This is a genomic window from Actinomycetes bacterium (assembly GCA_036000965.1).
Taxonomy (GTDB): Bacteria; Actinomycetota; CALGFH01; order CALGFH01; family CALGFH01; genus DASYUT01.
This window is the reverse complement of sequence record DASYUT010000186.1, coordinates 58,203-80,839: the sequence shown is the minus strand read 5'-3', so window position 1 is coordinate 80,839 and position 22,637 is coordinate 58,203. Positions and strand designations below refer to the sequence as shown.

The 22,637-nt window shown below is 72.4% G+C and carries 19 protein-coding genes, 1 tRNA gene and 1 pseudogene; 9 read left to right on the top strand and 12 right to left on the bottom strand.

Going from position 1 to position 22,637, the window contains the following annotated elements; all coding sequences use genetic code 11:
- Positions 1-28: 28 nt before the first annotated feature.
- Positions 29-1,312, bottom strand: coding sequence for a hypothetical protein (locus tag VG276_17435; protein HEV8651115.1), 1,284 nt, complete (start codon positions 1,310-1,312; stop codon positions 29-31).
- Positions 1,313-1,770: 458 nt separating this feature from the next.
- Here VG276_17435 and VG276_17430 point away from each other — a divergent pair, with 458 nt between their 5' ends.
- Entirely contained in the window at positions 1,771-2,376 is a 606-nt protein-coding gene (locus VG276_17430; protein ID HEV8651114.1) for a dihydrofolate reductase family protein, read from the top strand.
- A gap of 140 nt (positions 2,377-2,516) precedes the next feature.
- On the opposite strand, the gene VG276_17425 is transcribed toward VG276_17430, so the two are convergent.
- The gene (locus tag VG276_17425; GenBank protein HEV8651113.1) at positions 2,517-3,257 is read right to left on the bottom strand and encodes a DUF899 family protein; all 741 of its coding nucleotides are present in this window, start codon (positions 3,255-3,257) and stop codon (positions 2,517-2,519) included.
- A gap of 175 nt (positions 3,258-3,432) precedes the next feature.
- On the opposite strand from VG276_17425, the gene VG276_17420 reads away from it, so the two are divergent.
- From VG276_17420 to VG276_17410, 3 genes and pseudogenes are all read left to right on the top strand, one after another.
- Positions 3,433-4,167, top strand: coding sequence for a GNAT family N-acetyltransferase (locus tag VG276_17420; protein HEV8651112.1), 735 nt, complete (start codon positions 3,433-3,435; stop codon positions 4,165-4,167).
- Positions 4,168-4,271: 104 nt separating this feature from the next.
- A complete protein-coding gene (locus VG276_17415; protein HEV8651111.1) occupies positions 4,272-4,499 on the top strand; it encodes a metal-sensing transcriptional repressor in 228 nt (75 codons plus the stop codon).
- A 38-nt stretch (positions 4,500-4,537) separates the two neighbouring features.
- A pseudogene (locus VG276_17410) lies at positions 4,538-6,680 on the top strand (heavy metal translocating P-type ATPase).
- 100 nt (positions 6,681-6,780) lie between these two features.
- Here VG276_17410 and VG276_17405 read toward each other — a convergent pair.
- The 6 genes from VG276_17405 to VG276_17380 form a co-directional block, all read right to left on the bottom strand.
- A complete protein-coding gene (locus tag VG276_17405; protein ID HEV8651110.1) occupies positions 6,781-7,941 on the bottom strand; it encodes a winged helix DNA-binding domain-containing protein in 1,161 nt (386 codons plus the stop codon).
- 47 nt (positions 7,942-7,988) lie between these two features.
- On the bottom strand, positions 7,989-9,125 hold the full coding sequence (locus tag VG276_17400) for an NAD(P)/FAD-dependent oxidoreductase (protein HEV8651109.1): 1,137 nt from the start codon (positions 9,123-9,125) through the stop codon (positions 7,989-7,991).
- Positions 9,122-9,244 carry a hypothetical protein gene (locus VG276_17395; GenBank protein ID HEV8651108.1) on the bottom strand — a complete coding sequence of 41 codons (123 nt, stop codon included), beginning with the start codon at positions 9,242-9,244 and terminating at the stop codon, positions 9,122-9,124. The genes VG276_17400 and VG276_17395 overlap by 4 nt, the downstream gene beginning before the upstream one ends.
- Complete coding sequence (locus VG276_17390; GenBank protein ID HEV8651107.1) at positions 9,241-10,527, bottom strand: DUF4872 domain-containing protein; 1,287 nt, start codon at positions 10,525-10,527, stop codon at positions 9,241-9,243. The genes VG276_17395 and VG276_17390 overlap by 4 nt, the downstream gene beginning before the upstream one ends.
- Before the next feature lie 17 nt (positions 10,528-10,544).
- Complete coding sequence (locus VG276_17385) at positions 10,545-11,756, bottom strand: CapA family protein (GenBank protein ID HEV8651106.1); 1,212 nt, start codon at positions 11,754-11,756, stop codon at positions 10,545-10,547.
- A gap of 264 nt (positions 11,757-12,020) precedes the next feature.
- Complete coding sequence (locus tag VG276_17380; protein HEV8651105.1) at positions 12,021-12,791, bottom strand: exodeoxyribonuclease III; 771 nt, start codon at positions 12,789-12,791, stop codon at positions 12,021-12,023.
- Positions 12,792-12,956: 165 nt separating this feature from the next.
- Here VG276_17380 and VG276_17375 point away from each other — a divergent pair, with 165 nt between their 5' ends.
- Positions 12,957-13,892 carry a DUF4349 domain-containing protein gene (locus VG276_17375; protein ID HEV8651104.1) on the top strand — a complete coding sequence of 312 codons (936 nt, stop codon included), beginning with the start codon at positions 12,957-12,959 and terminating at the stop codon, positions 13,890-13,892.
- Positions 13,893-14,111: 219 nt separating this feature from the next.
- On the top strand, positions 14,112-15,026 hold the full coding sequence (locus VG276_17370) for a hypothetical protein (GenBank protein ID HEV8651103.1): 915 nt from the start codon (positions 14,112-14,114) through the stop codon (positions 15,024-15,026).
- Positions 15,027-15,113: 87 nt separating this feature from the next.
- Here the strand turns inward: VG276_17370 and VG276_17365 are convergent, their stop codons facing one another.
- Positions 15,114-15,668 carry a hypothetical protein gene (locus VG276_17365; protein HEV8651102.1) on the bottom strand — a complete coding sequence of 185 codons (555 nt, stop codon included), beginning with the start codon at positions 15,666-15,668 and terminating at the stop codon, positions 15,114-15,116.
- 462 nt (positions 15,669-16,130) lie between these two features.
- Positions 16,131-17,450: a pilus assembly protein TadG-related protein gene (locus tag VG276_17360; protein ID HEV8651101.1), complete on the bottom strand. Its 1,320-nt coding sequence runs from the start codon at positions 17,448-17,450 to the stop codon at positions 16,131-16,133.
- A 490-nt stretch (positions 17,451-17,940) separates the two neighbouring features.
- Between VG276_17360 and VG276_17355 the strand changes: the two genes are divergently transcribed.
- Both VG276_17355 and VG276_17350 read left to right on the top strand, forming a co-directional pair.
- Entirely contained in the window at positions 17,941-18,552 is a 612-nt protein-coding gene (locus VG276_17355) for a helix-hairpin-helix domain-containing protein (protein ID HEV8651100.1), read from the top strand.
- Positions 18,553-18,659: 107 nt separating this feature from the next.
- The gene (locus tag VG276_17350; GenBank protein HEV8651099.1) at positions 18,660-19,082 is read left to right on the top strand and encodes an ester cyclase; all 423 of its coding nucleotides are present in this window, start codon (positions 18,660-18,662) and stop codon (positions 19,080-19,082) included.
- 530 nt (positions 19,083-19,612) lie between these two features.
- On the opposite strand, the gene VG276_17345 is transcribed toward VG276_17350, so the two are convergent.
- Positions 19,613-19,686, bottom strand: a tRNA-Gly gene (locus VG276_17345).
- Between the two features lie 108 nt (positions 19,687-19,794).
- Here VG276_17345 and dcd point away from each other — a divergent pair.
- Positions 19,795-20,364 (top strand): dCTP deaminase, encoded by a 570-nt coding sequence (gene dcd / locus VG276_17340; GenBank protein HEV8651098.1) that lies wholly within the window; start codon positions 19,795-19,797, stop codon positions 20,362-20,364.
- Positions 20,365-20,426: 62 nt separating this feature from the next.
- Here the strand turns inward: dcd and VG276_17335 are convergent, their stop codons facing one another.
- Positions 20,427-22,523: a (Fe-S)-binding protein gene (locus VG276_17335; GenBank protein ID HEV8651097.1), complete on the bottom strand. Its 2,097-nt coding sequence runs from the start codon at positions 22,521-22,523 to the stop codon at positions 20,427-20,429.
- Positions 22,524-22,637 lie beyond the last annotated feature (114 nt).

Genomic DNA, 22,637 nt, shown 5'->3' with positions numbered 1-22,637 from the left:
CCGCTCACCAGCAACGACGCCAACCCGCTCACGCCGAACGACGGGCAACAGCCAGGGCCATGACCCGAGGGTCGCCGAACCGTAGGGCCGGGGCCCTCCTGCCCTCCTCGACGGTGGGGTGCGCGACCCGCGCAAAGGCTGGGCTCGCGAGGACACAGCCCTGACCGACCCGCTCAGCATCCAACAGCCGGGCGTTGATCGCACGGGCCTTGCCCTGCAGTTCGTCGAGGTGGACCAGGCGGCGGTTGACCCGCAGGTCGGTGGGTGAGTTGATGACGGTCTCGATGCGCAGCGCCCGGCCGTCTTTGAGGTACTGCTTGAGGCGGGAGTGCCGGTAGAAGGCGTTGACGGTGACGTCCACGCCACGGGTGACGACCTTGGTTTTGAACACTCCTGGGGTGGCGCGTTTGGGGCCGGTGACGATGCGCCGGTCGAAGACCAGTTCGACGGTGTCCGGCCGGCCCAGGTCGAGGTTGTCGGCGACCAGGGCTTCGAAGAAGGACCGGGCGTGGCGGGGGGCGTCGAACACGATGGTGCGGGAGGTTTCGACCTGGCGCATGGTCAGGTCCCACCAGAACCCGCCGTCGCGGTCAGCGGTGGAAAGCGGCAGCGGCAGCCGCGAGGCCCACCGTTCGAAGAACACCCGGATGGTGCCGGGGCCGAGACGGTCGCAGATCGTTTGCAGGGCGGCGGGGTCGTCGGCCGAGGCGAAGCCGCTGGACAGCTCGGCGAACCCGATCCCGGCCTTGGCCGCCTGCCGTTTGGCCCATTCATGGCCGTTGACCCATACCTTGACCGGGTAGGGGAACCAGGAGCAGACCTTGATGACCGCGGGGCCGGAGTCGTCGTCCCACACGTACACGTAGAAGACCGTGACCCGCCGCTGCTGCTTGGTGAAGGAGCACTGCGGAGGCCTGGCCGGGTCGGTGTCGCGCCTGCGGGCGGTCCACACCACCTGGAACTCCTGGGCCACCCCGACCGCGGCGACCTGCGAACGGCCGGTCCTGGCCGCCCGACCCAGATGGGGCCGCATCACACCGATCTTGCGGTCGTCGCGCCGGAACCGCACCACCGGGATGTGGTTGTCCTCGGCAAAGCGCCGCATGCCATCGCGGAACCGGGCACCGGTCTGCTCGAACACCGCCGGCGACGCGACCGGCATGCCACGGTGCTCGTGCAGGAAGAACACGACCCCGCCAGGGGTCTGCAGCTTCTGGACGAACGCGGACAGGCAGAGCCGGTCCAGGCACGAGATGTCCAGCACAGTGTGCCCGTCCAGCACATCGTTGACCGTCACCACGCGCTCGCCCATGACCGCGCACCTCCACACCGACGGCTATGGACCAGAGGATGCGGCCGCAGCCAGGAAAGGACCAGCTCAGTCACCCGTCTGGGCGGTCCGAGGCGAAGCCTCTCTGGGAGCGTGGTGTCTTTTGGGAAATCTCACTGTTGGTGACAATCCACATGCTACCTGAGCTGCTAGTTTCACTCAAAGCGTTCGTCCTTCCAGCTGCTGAGGCCCATTGGGCACCACGCTCCCATTGGGCACCACGCTCCTAGTGCCGGTCCCCTCTCGTTCGTAGGCTCAGCTCCCTCCGCAGATGAGGGTAGACGCTGATCTTGGGGCGTGCTGATGGTGGAGCCGGAGGAGCACACCCCGGTGCTGGTGGTCGGCGCGGCCGTGTCCCATGTCGATCCGGTTGGAAGCCGTTCGTATAGAGGGTGAGAAGCCGGTACGGTGCCGACGGTACGTCAAGGGAGGAACTTCAAATGAGCAAAGTCGTTGTGAACACGCACCTGACGCTCGACGGCGTGATGCAGGCACCGGGCCGCCCCGACGAGGACCTCCGCGGCGGCTTCGAGCACGGCGGCTGGGAGCCGCCCTACGGCGATTCGGTCATGGGCCGCGTGATGGCAGAAGGAATTGCCAAGGGCGGGTCCCTGCTGCTCGGGCGACGGACCTACGAGGACTTCGCTGCCTTCTGGCCCAACCAGACCGACAACCCCTTCACCGCGGTGCTGAACGACCGCCAGAAGTATGTTGCGTCGACGACGCTGGAGGAGCCGCTCTCGTGGAGCAACTCCACGCTCCTCAAGGGCGACGCCGCGGAGGCCGTGGCCAGGCTCAAGGAGCAGCCGGGCAAGGATCTCGTGGTCCTTGGCAGCGGAGCGCTGGTCCAGTCGCTGATGCGGCGCAACCTCGTCGACGAGTACCTGCTCCTGATCCACCCGCTGGTTCTGGGATCGGGGCGCCGTCTGTTCACCGACGGCGGTGCATTCGCCGCTCTCCGGCTCGTCGACACCAAGACGACGACCACCGGTGTGGTGATCGCGACCTACCAGCCGGCCGAACCGACGGCGGGGAAGACCAGCTAGGTCCGCGTTTGCGGTGGGCGCAGCCCGTCTCGGGGCGCGGTACGAAGCGCACCACCAAGTGCCATGTGGGCATGCCCAGTAGGCATGCCCAGGAGCGCAAGCCCCGAGACGCTAGACGCCAGGTTGGCGGGGCTTCGCGGTTACTGGCTGCCGGGGTAGCTCAGCTGCTCATCCCAGTCGGTTGGTCGTCCTTCGGGGGTGAGGTCAAACAGGTTCCAGAGCGGCTCAAGCGTGCCCACGTGGCGGGGGTCTTGTCCGGGGTCGGTCGGCGCGTAGAAGAGCTCTGCGCCCCAGACGTGGCGGATCGTCTCGCCGTCGCGGTGGAACACGTTCAGCATCGGCCGCTGCGATCCCTCGGCGGTCTCGCCGTGGTAGTCGCGGTTGTAGGTGGTGTTGGCCGAGGACACCAGCCGCAGCCGCCGCCAGCCGCGCTCCTTGGCGAAGGTGACGATGCGCGGCAGCGGGGACTTGGCGACCACCGCGAGGTTGACGCGCTGGCTTGCGTGCTCGGCCGCGCCGTCGAGCTGATCCAGGAACGCGGTGCACGACGGGCACGGGCCCTCCGCGAGCGGCAGGAGCGCCGTGTGGCCGGCTTGGGGTCCCGGCCGCTCATCGCCGGGGTCGCGCGGGAACATGAAGGTGTAGATCAGGAGCGAGTCCTTGCCGGGCGTAAACAGCTCGGACAGCCGCACGTCGGTCGGGGTGCCGTTTGCACCCTCCCGCTGGAAGATGTAGTCCTCGGGGACGACCCCGCCAGGTGGGAGCTCACGCCTGGCGGCAGCCACCGCCTCGGTGGCGCGGCGCAGCTCGATCTCCTTCTCGAGCAGCCGGTCGCGCGCCGCCCGGTAGTCCACCGACTCCCCGGGAAATGTGATGCTCATGGCTGCTCCTCTCGGATTGACCCCCGGCACGTGCGCGGCTGCAGGGCGTGCCGGGCACAGTCAACACCATCGACCCGACACGGCTGCTGCGCTACTCGGGTCAGGCGGCAGTTGACACTGCTTGCCGACCCGCCAGCGGTGGTCGCGCTGACGACCTTCGACGCCGACCAGGGGTATGTGTCCCGGGTGCTCGACAAGCTCGGTTGCGCGAACCGCACCCAGGCCGGGCTGCTCGCCCGCGACGCCGGCATTGCCGGGCGACAAGCACGGCTCGGCACGCCCGGGTTCGCCCGGGGTGGTGCAACGCCTGGGTCGGGCGACCCGGGGAACGCCGCTGGCGGTCGCAGGCTCCTCGCGCCATCCTCTGGGCATGGTGCAACTGCAGAGGGTTGCCTCAGCGGACCTTCCCAGGGCGGAACTGCAGGCCGTGCGCCGACTGCTGGACCAGGCGTTCGAGGGTCGCTTCACCGCCGACGACTGGCACCACACCCTGGGCGGGCTCCACGTGCTTGCGCTCGAGGAGCGCGAGGTGGTGGCGCATGCGGCGGTGGTGGACCGGACGCTTGCCGCCGGAGGTCGCCCACTGCAGACCGGCTACGTGGAAGGTGTCGCCAGCCGGCGTGACCGCCGCCGGCAAGGCCTTGCCACGCTGGTGCTCCGGGACGCCGACCGGATCATCCTTGAGCACTACCAGCTGGGAGCCCTCTCGGACGGGACCGCCATCCCAGGCTTCTATGAGCGGCTCGGCTGGGAGCGTTGGCGAGGGCCGACCTTCGTCGCATCCACGCTCGGCCCTGTTCGTACCGCCGATGACGACGACAGCGTGATGGTGCTGCGGACCCCCGCCACAGGCGACCTCGACCTGGCCGCCCCGTTGGTCTGCGACTGGCGGAACGGCGGCGTCTGGTGAGGGCCTCTGTAACCGCACATGAGGAGGAGAAGCTCATGAGCGTGGACACGGCTTGCGCGCCAGGCTTGCATACCCTAGGGGCGTAGAGTAGTCGGCGTAGAGTAATGGCCTGTCCGACCGGAAGATGCATCACCGGAAGATGCATCAGGGAGGGGCGCAATGCGCTGACCCAGACCAGCGCGGTGGACAAGGCGCCTACGAGGGTCGCCGTGGAGTTGCTCGACGATCACCTGCGTCACTGCGTCCGCGACGGCGTCGCCAGCAACGGCCCACAGGCCGAGACCATCGTCACCGAGGCGGCCGAAGCGGTCGCGCGCCTGGTGCACGCCTGATCCAACGCCAGGCGTCGGAGAGCCAACGAGGAATGAGCATGGGCACCCACGACAGGCATCGCACACAGCCCACCGAGCTGCAGCCCCCGACCGACCAGCTGTCCCCCAACGAGCACCGCGAGCACGCCGAGCCCGACCGCACTGCGCATGCCGGCCGCACTGCGCATGCCGACCACAGTGGGCATGGCGACCACAGTGGGCACGGCGGGCACAGTGGGCACGGCGGGCACGGCGATCACGCCGCCCAGTTCCGGGACCGGTTCTGGCTCAGCCTGGCCCTCTCGGTCCCAGTGGTCGTCTACTCGGAGATGGTGCAGGAGTGGCTGGGGTTCACCCCTCCGCAGTTCCCAGGATCCGGCTGGGTCGCGCCGGTGCTCGGCACGATCGTGTTCCTCTACGGCGGCTGGCCGTTCCTGCGGGGTGGGATCTCGGAGGCGCGAGCAGCGCAGCCGGGCATGATGCTGCTCATCTCGCTGGCCATCACCGTCGCTTTCGTGGCCAGCGCCGCCACCGCACTGGGCCTGTTCGACCTCGACTTCTGGTGGGAGCTGGCCCTGCTGATCGTGATCATGCTGCTCGGCCACTGGTTGGAGATGCGTGCCCTCGGTCAGGCCTCCAGCGCGCTGGACGCCCTGGCCACCCTGCTGCCCGACGAGGCCGAGCGGGTCACCGACGGCGGTACGGAGACCGTGCCCATCGCCCAGCTGACCGTGGGCGACGTGGTGCTGGTCCGCCCGGGCGGCCGGGTGCCGGCCGACGGCGTCATCGTCGACGGTTCCGTCGAACTGGACGAGTCGATGGTCACCGGCGAGTCTCGCCCGGTGCCCAAGCGGCCCGGCGACCGCGTGGTCGCGGGCACAGTCGCCGTCGACTCGGCGATCCGGGTCCGGGTCACCGCGGTCGGCGAGCAGACCACGTTGGCCGGCATCCGCCGGGCTGGTCGAGCAGGCCCAGGCGTCTCGCTCCCGCGCCTAGGCGCTCGCCGACCGGGCCGCCGCCTGGCTGTTCTGGTTCGCTGTGAGCGTTGGGCTGATCACCTTCGTGGTCTGGCTGGCCTTGGGCGAGCCCGGCCAGGCCGTCGAGCGCACGGTCACGGTGCTGGTGATCGCCTGCCCGCACGCCCTCGGCCTGGCCATCCCGCTGGTCATCTCCACCTCGACCGCCCTGGCGGCCCGTAACGGCATCCTGGTCAAAGACCGGCTAGCGCTGGAGCGGATGCGCACCGTCGGCGCGGTCCTGTTCGACAAGACCGGCACCCTGACCAAGGGCGAGCCGATCCTCACCGGGGTGGTCGCCGTCGACGGCGACGAGGACGCCCTGCTGCGGCTGGCCGGCGGGGTGGGGGCCGACAGCGAGCATCCGCTGGCCCGGGCGATCGTGGCCGCCGCCCGCGCCCGCGGCGAGCTGGCTCCTGCACGCGACTTCCGCTCCATCACCGGCCGGGGCGTCATCGCCCGGGTCGATGGAGCCACGGTGGCGGTGGGTGGGCCGGCGCTGCTGCGCGAGCTCGGCGCTGCCGAGCCCGACGCGGTCACCGAGCAGGTCCATGCCTGGAAGCGGCGCGGCGCTGCCGTGCTGTACGTGGTCCGCGATGACAAGGTCGTCGGGGCGCTGGCGCTGGAGGACGAGATCCGGCCCGAGTCCCGCCAGGCCGTTGACGAGCTGCACCGGCTCGGCAAGCGGGTGGTCATGATCACCGGGGACGCCCGCCAGGTCGCCGACGCGGTCGCCGCCGTGCTGGGCGTCGACGAGGTCTTCGCCGAGGTCCTCCCCGAGGACAAGGACGCCATCGTGGCCGACCTGCAGCGCCGCGGCCTGAAGGTCGCGATGGTCGGCGACGGGGTCAACGACGCCCCTGCGCTGGCCCGCGCCGACGTCGGCATCGCCATCGGGGCCGGCACCGACGTGGCCATCGAGTCGGCCGGCGTCGTCCTGGCCAGCGACGACCCTCGCGGGGTCGTCGCCGTCATCCGCCTGTCGCAGGCGAGCTACCGCAAGATGCAGCAGAACCTCGCCTGGGCGACCGGCTACAACCTGGTCGCCGTGCCGGTCGCGGCCGGGGTGCTCGCCCCGGCCGGCATCACCCTGGCCCCCGCGGTCGGTGCGGTGCTGATGAGCGCGTCCACCATCGTGGTCGCCCTCAACGCCCAACTGCTGCGCCGCGTCGACCTACGCCCCAGCGCCCGCAGCCGAGCCAGGGCTGGGAACTCAGCGCCCGTAGCCGAGCCAGGGCTGGGAAGGAGAAGCCATGACGACGGCCACCGGGTGGGCGCTGGCCGGTTCATCCGGACGAGACGAGCTGGATGTCGTGGGTGTCGGCGTCGGTGGCGGCGAAGCTGAGCAGCCGGGCGCCTTCCTCGGCCAGGGTGGTGCGGTCTGGCGTGGGCAGTGGTTCGAAGGGCTTGATGCGCAGGGTGGCGGTGGCTTGGTGCCGGGTGATCCTCCAGGTCCCGCGGAGGAAGCCGTCGACGAGCACGGTGCCGAGGACCCCGCCGTTGCCGGCGAACAGCGGCACGCGGCGGTGGTCGTCGGAGATGATGCGGCTGCGGTCGGCGTGCGACAGCAGCACGTTGTCGTACTCGGGCAGGAAGCGCGGCGGGGCCGGGGTGTCGGGGTCGGGCCGCGGCGCGTCGGGCAGGTCGAGCAGCTCGTTGCCATGCTCGTCACGGAAGCTGCGCAGCCGTGGCCGCAGCCGCTCGGCGACCTCACGCAGCCGGGTCAGACCCGACCAGGTCCGCAGGTCGTTGACGGTGGCCGGGCCGAACGCGGCCAGATACCGCATGACCAGCTCGTGCGGCGGAGGGGTGGGCTCGAGGTCACGGCTGAGCCAGGCCTGGGTGGTGGTCCAGGTGGCCTGCCCGCTGGCGCCCCAGATGCCGCGGGGTGGCACCTGGATGAGTGGCACCAGGTAGGTGATGGCGTAGGCGAGAGAGGCCGGGTCGTGGTCGGGCCAGCGCGCACCCAGCAGCGGGCCGAGCGCAGCGCGGGTGCGCGGCTGCTGGGCCAGCAGCGCTTGGCCGGCGGCGAGGAGCGCCTGGGTGTCGACGCCGGTGAGGTTGCGGGCGAAGGGGCTGGCCGAGAAGCTGCGCTCCAGGACTGGTTGGAGCAGCGGGCGCAGTGCCAGGCAGTCGCGGGTGGTGACCAGATGGATGGTCGCGCGCAGCAACGGGGTGCGTACTGCGCGCCGCTCGGTGAGCAACTGGGCCAGCTGGTCGGGGTGGAAGCGGTCCAGGCGGGTCCACAGGCCGACATAGGGTGCGTTGGGCGCTTGAGCCTGCATGCCGACCAGGTGCTCGATCGCGTCGGCAGCGGGCAGCTTGGTGCGGCGCAGCAGCAGCTGGCGTTCCAGCGTGGCGCGGTTGAGGGCGCGCCGGCTGAGCACCTCGCTCGGCCCGCTCCCGCCTGGCGGGGTGATGGTCTCCGATGGCGGTCGTGTCGGCATCCCTCTCCCCGTCTAGGTGGCCACGAACGGCCCGAGCTGCTCCATGGTCAGGCTCGGCCGAGGCGCTGGCGGAGCCAGCCGGCGGCGATGCGGGTGGCAAGGCCAGTGGTGACCACGCCCTTGCCGAAGGCGATGGCGCCGGCGTCGTGGAGCACGGCCGGGTCGCTCGCCGCGGCGACCAGCAGGTCGGTCGAGCGGGGCCAGGCGGCCAGGCGGCCGAGCAGCGCGGTGTGCCGGAAGTGGCGGCCCAGCTCGGCCCGGAGCAGCTCGGCGTAGCGGGGTCCCGGCCGGTCCGGGGCCGTGAGGGCCGCCTCGGCGGCGAGCCGGCCCGATGCCAGGCCGTAGTAGATGCCCTCCCCGGTGAGCGGGTTGACCAGCGAGGCGGCGTCGCCCACGAGCAGGACCCGTCCCTGGTAGGGCACGGGGCGGGCCGACGACAAGGGCAGGTGGTGCGCCTTGAGCGTGGCCGGGTCGCAGTCGAGGTCGGGCAGGTGGCGGCGCAGCTCGGCCCGGAGTGCCGCCTTGCCGCCGTGCAGCCGGGCCAGCGGCAGGATGAACCCGGCGTTCACGCGGTCGCCACCGGCCGGGAACGACCAGGCATAGGTGAGGCCGGCCGCGGTCCATGCCAGGTACAGCTCGCCGGTCCGGTGCGCCGCGGTCGCGTAGCCGCGCAGCGCGATCGCGGTGTGCGCGGCCGGGGCGGCCGCCACGCCGGCGAGCCGTCGGGTCACCGAGTTGGCCCCGTCGGCCCCGACCACGACGGCCGCCAGGCTGCCGTCGACCAGCACCCCGGCGCCGCTCGGGGCCAGCTCGCGCACGCGCCGGCGGCGCAGCTCGACCCCGGCGGCGACCGCGTGCGCAACCAGCCGGGCGTCGAGCACCTCCCGGGGCACGACGAAGGCGGCCCCGGGCGGCGCCCCGGTCACCTCGCACCCGCTCACCGACCGCACCCGCATCGCGGTGACCGGGGCGTAGCCCCGGACGGCGTCGCGCGCGCCGAGCAGCTCGAGCTCGTCCACGCCCTCGGCGCTCACCGCGTCCCCGCACACCTTGGCGCGGGGGAACGCCGCCTTGTCGAGCAGGAGCACGCGTGCGTCGGGCCGCCGCCGCTTGAAGTGCAGGGCCGCCGCCGCGCCGGCCGGCCCGGCCCCGACCACGACGAGGTCGAACCGCTCGGCCGTCATCCCTGCCGGCCTGCGGGCGCGACCGTGGCCATGCGCTCCTGGGCTTCGGCCCGCGGCAGCCCGCGCCGTTCGGCCATCCGCCTGGCCGCGGCCACGAGCGCCTGCGCCCGGGCCGTCACGGTCCAGCCGCTCGTGCGGCAGGAACGGCCGCCCGCAGGGCCGTGGCCGCCCGCTCCTCGCCGGCCCGCAGGCCGGCCACGCGGTCGGCCAGCTCCCCGAGCAGGGCCCGGGCCGCCCCGGCGTCGAGCGGGAAGTCCCGGCGCAGCTCGTGGCCGAGCGCGTCGAGCTCGCGGACCACCGCGACCACCTCGGTGGCCGCCTCGGCGCCTCGCTCCTGCACGAGCCGGTGCCTGCGGACCAGCAGCTGCCGTGCTCGCCCGAGGCCGGGGACCCGGTCGGGGAGGGCCGCCCCGGCCAGCGCGGTCCACCCGGCGGCCAGCTCGCGGTACCCGGCGGCCAGCGCGTGGAGCTCTGGCCGGCCGAGCGCGCCGGCGGCCTCGTCGAGGAACCCGGCGTACATGCGCCGGAACGCCCCGCCGCCCGTGCCCGACGCCTCGATCCAGTACACGACCCAGGTCAGGGCGTCGTACAGGCGCGGCCCGGGCGGGAACACGGTGGGCCAGCCCTTCTTGTCGCGCTGGTCGACGAGCAGGTCGGCCCACTTCGCAAGGCCGGGCACGCCGAAGTTGCGCATCGGCGGCTCCAGCATGCCGCGGCAGGTGTCGCGGACCCCGGCGGCGATGGCCGGGACGAGGTCGACCGGCCGCGCCAGCGCCTCGACCTCGACCAGGCGGTGCTTGGACGGGCGGACGCCCGCGCGGGCGGTGGCCAGCTCCACCCAGTGGAGCGGCACGGGTCCGGGCGCCAGGTCGACGACGGCGGGGCCGTCCCCCTCGAGCCGCACGACCACGCTCTGGGGCATCATGCCGGCCATGGTGGGGGGCAGCCCGTACCAGGGCAGGGCGGTAGGGTCGAGCGTGGCCACCACCCCGTGCCCGGCGTCCAGTGCCTGGCGGAGCTGGCGCTCGGCCGCCTTGGGGCTGGCAGTCTGCCTGACCGTGGCAGCTGCGCCCACCCGCTCGAAGACCGTCTCGACCAGTTCCCGCCCGAGGACGTGGGGGTTGATCCGCCCACCTACGTACAGGCTGGTGAAGTCCTGGTACTCGAAGACGAAGTAGGCCATCCCGATCCCGCCGCCAATCCCGAGCAGAAGCTGCTCGCTGAGCGGCTCGCCGGTGGTCGGGTGGGTGACGCCGAGTTCGGCCAGCACGCGGGCGACGGCCGCGGTCTCCGTGTGCTCCCCCCTTTGCCTCTCGAGGGCCCCGCTGGGGGTGGGCCGGAAGAGGTTGGGCGCTGGACCGCCGCCTGGGGCCAGCGTCTCCCATCCCCAGGGCGCCGTCAAGGCCCCTGAGGGGCGGGTCAGCCGGTGCTGGCCGGACGAGTCGACAGGCCGGTGCAGCCCCGCAGGGCCTGCCAGGAGGCCAGCGCCTGCCGGGCGGCCGCGCCGGTCATGGGGATGGGGACGCCGCCGGAGAGGAGCGCCGGGGTCCAGCGGACGCCGGTCACGGCCCGCCCGCGGACGGTGAGGGTGAGCACGCCGCTGCGGGCCGTCACCCCGCCCCGGGAGTGAAAGACGAAGTTCCCGAGTCCGTAGCTGACGTAGGCGCCGTCGAGGAAGCCGGCCCCGGCCAGGACGTGGGCGTGGGAGCCCACGACGACGTCGGCGCCGGCTGCCACCAGGCGGGGGGCGAGGGCCCGCTGCCTGGACATCGGGCAGCTCGACAGCTCCCGGCCCCAGTGGAGGAACACGACCACCGTGTCCGCGGCCTGCCTGGCCGCCCGTATCGCGGCGAGCAGCCGGTCGACCTGGTAGGCAGAGGCGAGCCCGGGCTTGCCGTCGCCCGCGCTCCAGGCGGCGGCCAGGTTCGAGTCCAGGACCTGGGTGGCGCCGACCACGGCGATCCGCTGGCCCCGGGCGGTGAGCACGAGGGCCCGGAACGCCTGGGCGGCGTCCCGGCCGATGCCGACGACCGGGAAGCGGGCGGCCGCCGCGGCGGCCAGGGAGTCCTGCAGCCCGACCGGCCCGAAGTCCTCGCCGTGGTTGTTGGCCATGGTGGCCAGGTCGACGCCGGCGGCTCGCAGGGCGGTGAACGCGGACGGCGGGGCCCGGAAGTTGAACTCCTTGGCGGCCGGGGTGCCCCTGGTGGTCACCGCGGTCTCCAGGTTGACCATGGCGAGGTCGGCCTGGCGGAGCACGGCGGCGACCGGGCCCATCGCGGTGGCCGGGTTCCGGGCCAGCCGGGTGGCGATCACGCCCTCGAAGTGCACGTCCCCGCCGAAGGCGAGCGTGACCGGAGCGCCGGTGGGCTGGCGCGGTCCCGCGCCCCCGGCCAGCCGGGTGGAGCTGGAGGACGTCCCGGTGACCACTCGAGGCTCCGTGCTCGCCGGCGCGGACGCCCGGGCGGCGGTGGTCGCGGTCGCCACGCCCGGCGAGGGGTCCGGTGAGCAGCCCGCGACCACCGCGAGCAGCAACGCGGTGCCGACGGCGAGGGTGCGCCAGCGTGCTCGGGGCCGGCCCGTGCCGGGCTCCGTGCCGGTGTGCTGCTGCGTGACGGGCTGGGGACCTGACACGGTGAAGCTCCAGGGTCGGCGGCACGGCGCGGGGGAAGGACCGAAGCCTTTCACGCCCCGGCCGGTGCTGCCAGCCCTGCCCTTCCGGGCAGGCGGGTCGGCAGCCCGGTAGCCGGCCACTGGGGCCTCGGGTCGCCGGGCGAACGACCTGCTGCCGGCACTCGTCCGAGCTGGATGTGGACGCCTCCTGGGCGGGCGGCCTCGGGTCGCCGGGTGGACGGCCTGCTGCCGGCCCTGGTCGAAGGGCAGCCGCTGGCCGCGTGCTCAGCCGGTCAGGTCGACGAGCAGGGGGGCGTGGTCCGACGGCTTCGGGCCCTTGCGGTAGGCGCGGTCGATGCCGCATCGGGCGAGCCTCGACGCCGGCTCGGCGCTGAGCAGCACCAGGTCGATGCGCAGCCCGAGGTTGCGGTGGAAGGCGCCGGCGCGGTAGTCCCACCAGGTGAAGCCGGGCTCCTCAGGCTCGACCTGCCGGTAGGCGTCCACCAGCCCGAGGTCGAGCACCGCCTCGAGCCGCGTCCGCTCGGCCGGCGTGACGTGGGTGCTGCCGGCGAACGCGGCCGGGTCGTAGACGTCCCGGTCGGTGCGGGCGACGTTGAAGTCACCGGCCACGACCAGCGGTCCGAAGGCCAGGCCGGCGACCCGGCCCCGCAGGGCTTCCAGGAACGCGAGCTTGCCGGCGAACTGCTCGCTGCCAACAGCACGGCCGTTGGGCACGTACACGCTCGCGACCCGGACGCCCCCCACCTCCGCCTCCACCCAGCGGGCCTCCTCCGACCAGGGCTCGCCGGGCAGGCCCTGGACCGCGCCGGTCACCGCCAGCCCGGCCCGCGCGGCGACGGCGACCCCGCCCCAGCGCCCGGCGCTGTGGTCGACCGCCTGGTAGCCCATGGCCTCGAGCTCGCGGTGGGGGAACGCCTCGGGCGCCGCCTTGGTCTCCTGCAGGCAGAGGACGTCGGGCCGGTGCTCGGCGAGCAGCTGCTCGACCCGGGGCAGCCGGGCCTTCAGCGAGTTGACGTTCCAGGAGACGAGTCGCACCACCGCAGCCTACCGGTGGGGTTCGGCAGTTCGCCCCAAAGCGCAGGCGCTGATCGCGGCTCCGCCTCCGGCGCCCCGTGCCGTTCGGCGGCGCGGGGCTGGAACCATCCTGGCGCTTGCGCCGTCCCATCTGGTGTCGGGACGGTGGGAACAAGGAGGACCGGGATGCGGGCGAGCCGCTGGGGGATCGGGCTGGTGCTGGTGGCGATGCTGGTGGCGAGCTGCAGTGGGGTTGGGGGTGATACGAGTAGCCCGGCCGCGGGAGGCGGGTCCGCGGACGCCGCCTCGTCCCCGGCGGGCGGGTCGAGGGAGGCCGCGGCCCCGGCGCCACCCGGCGAGCCCACCAAGAACGCGCCTGGCGGTGCAGGGGCGGCGGGCGCCGTCCGCCTTGCCGACCTCGGCAACCGGATCGTCCGCACGGCAACCGTCGAGCTCGAGGTCGCCAAGGGCGACCTCGGCGACGCCATCTCCAGGGCCACCGACATCGTGGCCGCGCGCAAGGGCATCTACGTCGGCTCGACGACCTCGGTGCCGAGCGACGGCCGGTCCCGCGGCGAGGTCACCTTCCGGGTGCCGGTCCCGGCCTTCGAGGGCACGCTGCGCGAGCTCAAGGGACTTGGCACCTACCGGGGCGAGAAGTCGAGCACCGAGGACGTCACCGGCCAGTACGTCGACCTCAAAGGCCAGCTCGCCGCCTGGCGAGCCCAGGAGCGGGTCTACCTGCGGCTGCTCGACCGGGCCCGGTCGATCTCGGACGCCATCGCGGTGCAGAACCAGCTCCAGCAGGTGCAGTCCAACATCGAGCGCCTCCAGGGGCAGGTGAACTACCTCGAGGACCAGTCGTCGTTCTCGACGATCGTGCTGAACCTGGCCGAGCCCGGGGCGATCCCGGCCGCCGCGCAGCCCCGGGGCACCTTCGCCAAGGCGTGGCACACCGCGCTCTCCGGCCTCACCGCCATGGGGGCGGCCGCGCTGGTGGCCGTCGTCTGGCTCATCCCGGTGGCCCTGCTCGCCGGCCTGGTGCTCCTGGTCGTCCGGGCGATCCGCCGGCCCCGCCCGGCGGCCCCGGTCACCCCGGAGCCCGGGTCCTCGGCCGGGTAGCGCTCGGCTCCGTCCCGGGGCGGCCGATCGATCGCCCCGGGGACCTGGTCGGCTTGGCCGGACCGGTCCGACGCCGTGACGCCGGAGCGCCGCCAGCGTGTCGCGGCGGCGGGGATCTGGTGCTCAAGGCGGCGGGCCGACCTGCCGAAGATCACCCTACGCACAAGCCGCTCCGGACCTCACCTCCCCTGAGAACCGACCGCCGTAGGGGATCCCGTCGTGCTCCCACGCCGCAGCGCCCCGGTCGTGCTCGGGCTGGTCGTCACCTCGCTGGTGACGATGCTGACCGGCACCCAGCTGGTCACCCAAGCGACCCGCCCCTCGTTCCAGCGGACCCGCCCGGTCGAGCTGACCCTCGGATCGCTCGGCCCGGTGCGGGCCGACCCCCCCGCGCCAGCGGTCTCGTCCGGCCCGGCCTCTGGCGACCCGGCCCGTTCCACGGAGGCCGGAACGCCGCCCGCCCGCGGTGACACCGGCCCGTCGCCCGGGCGGGAGGGGACCGCCGTGCGGATGCCGCGACCAGGTGGCGACCGGGATGCCCCGGTCGAGACGAGAGCCGCGGCCGACCGTCCCGCTGCCCCCGGCGGTGCCCGCGGGGGCGCCGCCGAGGCCCCAGAAGAGGTCATGCGCACCCTGATCGGGCACCGGGGGCTGCCCTGCGCGCAGCGGGCACGCCTCCGGTTCGGCCGGCTCCAGGGACGGTCGCCCGGCTCGTGCCGCCCGTCCGGGCGCGACCCGCCCGCACCCGCGCGCGACCCGCCCGCGCCCGCGCACGAGCCGGACCGCGAGTCGCCATCACGCGACCCGCCCGCATCCGCGCGTGAGCCGGACCCTGAGTCGCCACCGCGCGACCCGGACCCCGAGTCGCCACCGCGCGAGCCGGACCCCGGGTCACCACCGCGCGAGCGGCTGCCGCGGCCGGGAATCCCGGCGAGCGGCCTGGAGGACGAGCCGTTGCAGGCCAGGAGCCTGCCGGAGCAGAGCCCTCCCAGGACCGTCACCCCACCGCGCGCGGTCGGCCCGCCCCGGGGGTCGAGCAGGCTGCGCCGGCCGGCTGCCAAGCTGGCTGCGGGCGGGCGTGGTGGTCCTTGCCACCACGGCAGGCCGCCCACGCGGGCCAGAGCGCCCCGCTGAGCGTAGGCCGGCGTGCGGAGGAGAGGAGCGAGGCGCCCGCGGTCTCGCCACGGGAGGGTGCGGGCGCTCAGCCCTCCGGCCGTCCCGTCATCGGAGGTGGGCGGCACCGACGATGCCTGGCGGGGCGGGCACCGGCCCCACAGGCTCGTCGGAGCTGCTGGAGACGCTGACCGCGATCGCTCCCGCGATCACGATGACCACCACGATGATGGCGGCCAAGACGAGCTCGACGATGGCGATGATGCGGGCAGCCCGGGCCTGCTCGAGACCGGTCAGGCGCCCGCCGGAGGCTTCGATCTTCTTCATGGCGCTGTTGGCCAGGATCAAGGCCACGATCCCGCCGAGCGGGAAGCAGACGAAGAAGCCCACCACGGCGACCACGAGCGCCGCGGTGGCCATCGCTTCGGTCTCCGGGCCAGGGGGGTAGCCGTAGCCCGGCTGCCCATACCCGTATGGCTGGGCGTAGCGCGGGTCCGTCCCTGGTGGCCCGTACCCCGGGGGCTGCTGGGAGGCGTCCGGCTGGCGGTAGGCGGGCTGGGGCTCGGTCGGACGGGTGGAGGCGCCCAGCGGCTCGGTGGGCGGTCCGCCGGGCCGGTCGTCCCGGCTCCCGCTCTCGGGTGGGCCGGGCAGATCCTCTGCCATGGCAACTCCTCTTGTGCCGGGACGGGTCAGTATGGCTCCGGGCCCGACCGCCACACAAGAGAACCGCGGTGACGTTGACCAGGCGCTGCCTTCCGCACGGATGCGTCCAGGCGGGCGACTCGAGGCGCTCGGCCACGATCCCCTCGGAGAACGGCTCGGCAGGGTGACGTGGGCGGCGCCGGCCCGGCACGGAGCCGGACCGCCTTCCTGTGGAGTGCGGAGCGGGACGGGCGCTCCGGTCCGCAGCGCCTGCGTCGCGCGTCCCGCTCCGCACTCCAGAGAACCGATGGAGGCTCCCCCGCGTTACTCACACGTGCTCCACTTGTCGAGGGAGCTGGGCTCGTCGACGGTTGTCGATAGAGCTGAGCCCGTCGACGGAGCGGGGCCCGTCGACGGAGCGGGGCCCGACGAGCGCGCGACGGGCAACAGCCGATAGGACGGCCGGAGCACGAGACCGGGATGCTACTTGGTCAGCCGGGCGTTGCCCTCGAGGGCGTTGACGGCGGCGCTGAAGTCTATGGTGATCTGGGCGCCACCGGTGAGGCTGACCTCACCGACCACGATCAGGGAGTCAAGCTTGAACGCCCCCGCCACGCCGGTCAGCGACAGCGTGCCCGTCTTGGCGTAGATCGTGCCGCCGAACTGGTCGCCGCTCTTGCCGGTAAGGGCCAAGGTGGCCGTGTTGTTGGGATCCGAGAAGAGCGACAGGCCCCGAAACGGCCCCGAGGTCGGCGCCGACAGGGAGAGCGTGGCCGTGTTCGACATCTGCAGCTGGGCCCCGCTGGTTCCCGGGCTGCACGGGGTGGGGTAGGCCGCGCAGGCGAAGTAGAGGGTGACGCCGCTGCCGACCAGGGCGGCCGAGCCGGTGAGATGGATCTGCTGCGTGATGACGTAGGTGCCAGGCAGGAGCGTGAGCACCCCGGTGTTGGCGGCAATGTCGCCGTAGACGCCCGGGCCGATGATGCCGGGCCCGCTCTGGTTGACGGGTGAGCCGGTGACCGGGCACGGGCTCGGGATGCCAGCGTCCGGGCAGGGCGACACCCCGGCCAACGGGTCGGGCACCGCGGGCAGCATGACCGGTGGGGGCTGGTAGCTGAGCGAGTTGCTCGCCTGGAAGCTGGCCGCTCCTGGACCGCCGATCAGGGTGGCGATGATGCTGCCGTTACCGCTCACCTTGGCGGCCGGGTTCCCGGTCGAGTTGACCACCACGCTGCCGTTGGTCATGGTGACGTTCCCGCTGCCGGACGCCAACAGGGCGGGCTGGGCGGTCGGGCTGAGCACGCACAGCGTGCAGACAATGGTGGGAATGGCGCCGGCCACTGCCAGCGCCTTCACGTCGGTGCGCTGGGCCCCCCCGAACAGGCCGGCGAACGCATAGGTCTGCCTGATCGGTGGGGTGATGACCTGGATGGCGGTTGCCCCCTGCGGGCAGCCGGTCCCAAGCACCGGGCTGGCGGGCGGGGTGTAGCAGGTGATCTCACCGTCGCCGTCGGTGCCGTTGGTCGCCCAAGCCGGGTCGCTCGGGCTTCCGGCCAGGCCGGGAACGTTGGCGTCCAGGTAGGTCTTGGCGACGCCCAGTGGGTCGCCGGCTGGCGCGGCGAGGTCGGCCGCGCCAGCGAGGGCGGCGGCGTCGGCGGCGGTCTGGGCCTCGGCCCGGGCGGCCCAGTTGAGCCCGACGTCGACCACCAGCCCGGCAAAGCCGAGCAGGACCACCAGCACGACGGCGACCAGGACGGCGACCTGCCCATCCTCGTCGTGACGGTTGATCAACTTGAGAGACATCAGCTCCGCAGTCAGCGAAGACGGCCGTTTGCTCAGGCCGTACGGACCGGATGAAGCGGGACGCTGGGCCCTCGGTTCGCCGAGACGTGCCTGGCACCCCGCTCCTCTGCGCTAAGAGCGATGGCGGGCCGGTTGCTGTTACTCCCTCGGGCGACGCCGAGGAGCTGATGGAGCGCGCGGGACACACATCCCCGACCGACGCCACCCGGCGCGGGCGGAAGGCGAAGCGCGTGACAGGCCGGCGACCTGGGATGACGGGTGGAGCGGGCGAGGGAATCGAATCCTCACCGCGACCACCTGCCTCGTTGGCGAGCTGCGAATGCGGCCAGCAGTGAGCAGGTCGCCCGTTGACGGGGAAGATGAGGCTCGAGCCGTTGGGATCGAGACTACCCGGCCGTCGGGCTATACTCCCGGCTCGGGTAACGTCCTGACGTGCCGGGGTGACATGGATTCGCCGAGACAGTCCCAGAAGCGTCGAGGGATTGGCCCGGTGGTGTGGGCGTTGATCCCCACGCTGTCGTTCGGCCTGCTGGCCTGCCTTCCATTCGCGCATGCCGCCGTCAAGCTCCAGAACCGAAGGATGTGGCTTGTCACCGCCAGCTATGCCGTTGCCACGGTGGTGGTGTTCGGACCCCTTGGAGACGCATCCAACAGAAGCGACTTGGGTGCGGCGTTGTTCACGATGGCGGTTCTTGCACTCATTGCCGGCGCCACCTTGCACGCGTTTCTGATCAGGCGTCGGGTCTTCTCCCCGCCCGCATTGCAGCCGGCGATGGCCGCCGCCCTCGCCGACCGCAAGCTGCGCCAGCAGGCCCGCGCCATCGCGGCAGGCGATCCGCCGCTCGCTCGCGAGCTGCGCATCGGCCGTCCCGACCTGCCACGCCAGTTCGACGACGGCGGCTTGGTCGACGTCAACCACGTACCCGAACAGGTCCTGGTCAACCAGCTGGGCCTCTCGCCAGCGGAAGCCGCCCGAGTGGTCGAAGTACGTGAGCGCCTCGGCGGGTTCGGCAGCGCGGCGGAGCTGGGTGCGTTCGCGGAGATCCCCGACGCAACCATCGACGTTGTTCGGGAGCGGCTGCTGTTCCCTGCCACGGACTAATTTCAGGTGTCGGAGGCGACCGTTCCTGTACGGTCTCAGGCCGCACGCCGTCCAGGCAGGGTGTCAAGATCCCGGCCGGGACCAAGTCCTGTGAGGAGGAGGGCGTGATGTCGGTCGAACGCAACAAGGCGCTGGTCGCCGAGGTCATCGAGCGAGTCTTCAATGCCCACGATCTTGACGCGATGGACGAGTACTACGCCGACGACTATGTGGATCACAATCCGCAGGTATCACCGGGCCGAGCCGCCTACAAGGAATTCTTCGTACCTCTCCTGACCGCCTTCCCCGACTGGCGCGGGTCGATCGAGGATCTCATCGCTGAGGGCGACAAGGTGGTCGTGCGTACGATCTGGCAGGGTACGCACAAGGCGGCGCTGCTGGGCATCCCAGCCACTGGGAGAGAGGTTCGCTACTCGGCCATCGATATCTTCCGGATCAGCGATGAGAAGGTGGTCGAGCACTGGGACCAGGTCGACAACCTGACGATGCTGCAACAGCTCGGCGTGCTGGCGCCCATCGGTTCCGACTAGGGGCGGCGGTTTGCTGGCAACCCGGCAGTGGTGCTGTCGGCCGAGGACGGCCGCCGCAGGCGGTCGCCACGGCCGCGGCCGGCTGCGGGCGCCTTCGCGTGGCCCAGGACAGCCGCAGGAGCGCGGCCGAAGGTAGCCCCCAGACCTGGAAGCGTTGAACGCCCGCCAGGCGTCCATGTGTGGCCGTCGGCGGGCGTTCCCACGCCGTCTGTTCGCAGGGTCGGCCATCCGCTACGCCGAGGGGCCCGATAGCGGCCGGTGTGCGATCTCCTGGAAGGTCTGCTCGCTCGCTGCGAGCACCGCACGCCACTCTGTCGGTGGCCTGCTGCAGGGAACGTCGAACTGGTCGGGAGCAGGCTCGCAGCCGGCTCGTACCCGGCTTGCAGCGTCACCCGCCCTGTCGGCGCCGGTCCTCGAGCCAGGACCAAGATGGCCTGCTCACGAGCTACGGTCAGCCGGAACAGCAGCGAGGCGAGCTCCCGGAACGCCTCAGCGGAGTCCTCAGGTGCGTTGCTGACCAGCCAGAACGGTGGAGCGGGCGAAGGGAATCGAACCCTCACTGCGAGCTTGGGAAGCTCGTGTTCTACCATTGAACTACGCCCGCGAGGGCAGCGATTCTAGCCGGCCTGGCTGAGCTGCGGCAACGGGGAAGCTCGTTGCGGCGGCATGGGAGAATGCGCCCGTCTGCCCACCGACCCGTTGGAGGCGTGTCGTGATCCTGTCCGACCGCAGCCTGCGCGAGGCGATCGCCGCCGGCCGGCTGGTGGTCGACCCGCTCGAGGACGAGGCCATCCAGCCCTCGAGCATCGACGTGCGCCTGGACAGCCGCTTCCGCGTCTTCCACAACGCCCGCTACCCGTACATCGACGTGAAGCAGCCGATGGACGACCTCACCGAGCTGGTCGAGGTCAAGCCGGACGACGCCTTCATCCTCCACCCGGGCGAGTTCGTGCTCGGCTCCACCCACGAGTTCATCGGCATCCCGGACGACCTCGCCGCCAGGCTGGAAGGCAAGTCGTCGTTGGGTAGATTGGGGTTATTGACCCACTCGACGGCCGGCTTCCTGGACCCCGGCTTCCAGGGGCATGTGACCCTCGAGCTGTCCAACGTGGCCAACCTGCCGATCACCCTGTACCCGGGGATGCGGATCGGGCAGATCGCGGTCTTCCAGCTCACCACGCCCGCAGAGCGCCCCTACGGGTCCGGCGGGGTGAACTCGAAGTACCAGGGCCAGCGGGGCCCGACCCCGTCGCGGTACTGGGAGAGCTTCCGCTCGCGGTAGCGTCCCCCGCAGATGCCGTGACATCTGGCATTGGGGCTGATGTCCTGCAGGAAGATCGGTGACTAGTCCGGGCGTTGGGAGCCGGGCGCCTGCGCGGCCGCGGGCCGCGCCTCCAGAGACTGCTCGAGGACCTGGGCGACGTCGAGGACCCGCACGCCGTCCGCCGTCCCCTCGGCCTGGCGCTGCTTGACCGCGTCGTCGAGCATCACCATGCAGTAGGGACAGGCGGTGCCGACCACGTCGGCGCCGGTGGCCAGCGCCTCGTCGGTGCGCTCGAGGTTGACCCGCTTGCCGATGCGCTCCTCCATCCACATGCGCGCCCCGCCCGCCCCGCAGCAGAAGCCGCGCTCGCGGCAGCGGTGCATCTCCACCGAGCGGACCCCGGGCACCGCGTCGAGCACCGCCCGCGGGGCGTCGTAGACGTCGTTGTGGCGGCCGAGGTAGCAGGGGTCGTGGTAGGTGACGGTCGCGTCGACCCGGGTCGACGGGGCCAGCCGGCCCTGTTCGACCAGCCGGCCGAGGAGCTGGGAGTGGTGCAGCACCTCGTAGCGGCCGCCGAGGTCGGGGTATTCGCGGGCGATGGAGTTGAAGCAGTGGGGGCAGGATGCGACGACCTTGCGCGCCCCGGCCTGGTCGAGGGTCTCGATGTTCTGCTGTGCCTGCATCTGGTAGAGGTACTCGTTGCCGAGCCGCCGGGCCGGGTCGCCCGAGCACGACTCGCGCGGGCCGAGCACGGCGAACGAGACCCCGGCGCGGTGCAGCAGGCGGGCGACCGACCGGGTGGTTCGCTTGGCCCGGTCCTCGAGCGCGCCGGCGCAGCCGACCCAGTACAGCCACTCCACGTCGTCGGGGATCTTCCCGGTCACGACGGGCACCTCGAACTCCAGCCCCTCGGTCCAGGACAGGCGCTGGCCGCTGCCGAGCCCCCAGGGGTCGCCCGAGTTCTCGATGTTGCGGAGCATGGTGCCCGCCTCGGCCGGGAAGCGAGACTCCATGAGGACCTCGTACCGGCGCATGTCGAGGATGGTGTCGACGTGCTCGATGTCGACCGGGCACTGCTCGACGCAGGCGCCGCAGGTGGTACACGACCACAGCACGTCGTAGCCGACCACGTCCTTGACCAGCTCGGCGTCCAGCACGGCCGGGTCGTGACCGTCCGGCGCCTCGGCGGACGCCTCGCCGAGCAGGAACGGCCCCTTGGCGAACAGGTGGTCGCGCAGGTCGGTGATGACCATCTTGGGCGAGAGCGGCTTGCCGGTGTTCCAGGCCGGGCACTGGTCCTGGCAGCGGCCGCACTCGGTGCAGGTGGCCAGGTCGAGGAGTTGCTTCCACTTGAAGTCCTCGACGCGGCCGACGCCGAAGACGTCCTCCTCGCTCATGCTCTCGACGTCGATCACCGGGGTCGACAGCGGCCCGAGGGCCTTGGGCCGGCGCGAGAACGCCACGTTGAACGGCGCGCTGAAGATGTGCAGGTGCTTGGAGTACATCACCAGCACCAGGAAGCTGAGCACGACCACGATGTGGGCGAGCAGGAACGCCTCGTCGACCACGCGCAGGGTGGTGGGCGAGAGCCCGTCGAGCACCCGGCCGACCGTTTGGGAGGCGAAGGCCCAGTCGCCGTAGGGCAGGGTCCCCCGGGCCGCCCTTGCCCCCCGATAGGCCAGCAGGGTGACAATGACCGCGGCGATCATGGCGAGGATGACCCAGGCCTGGCCGGTGTGGGACCCGTAGAAGCGGGAGGCGCGCTCACGCCGGGCGGGGGCCTCTCGCACCCGGATGACCGCGAACACGGCCAGGCTGACGAGGACGGCGACTGCGATCAGGTCCTGGGCGAACCCCAGCCAGGCGGCGTGCCCCACCAGCGGGAGGGCGAAGCGCTCGTCGAACAGCTCGCCGTACGCCTCGGCAATGGTGGTCAGCAGGACGACGAAGCCCCAGAAGGTGAAGAAGTGGGCGAGCCCGGGCACGGGCCGCTGGAGCAGCTTGCGCTGGCCGAAGACCTCGACGACCTCGGCCCACAGCCGGGTCCAGGCCCCCTGGAACCGCTCGGGCGCCGGCTTGCCCACCCCGATCAGCCGGGTGACCCACTCGGCGCGCCGTCCGGCCAGGGCGACGGCGAAGAACGTGATGACGGCCCCGATGGCGAGCTTCACGAGGATCCTCCTGACGAGGCCAGGTCCGGGGGCTGGCCTTGGCTCCCCGGTGTGGTGACGGCCTTTCCTCGACGGCATCATCTTGCACGCGCGACCCGCGGGCCAGCTACGCCCGCGCGG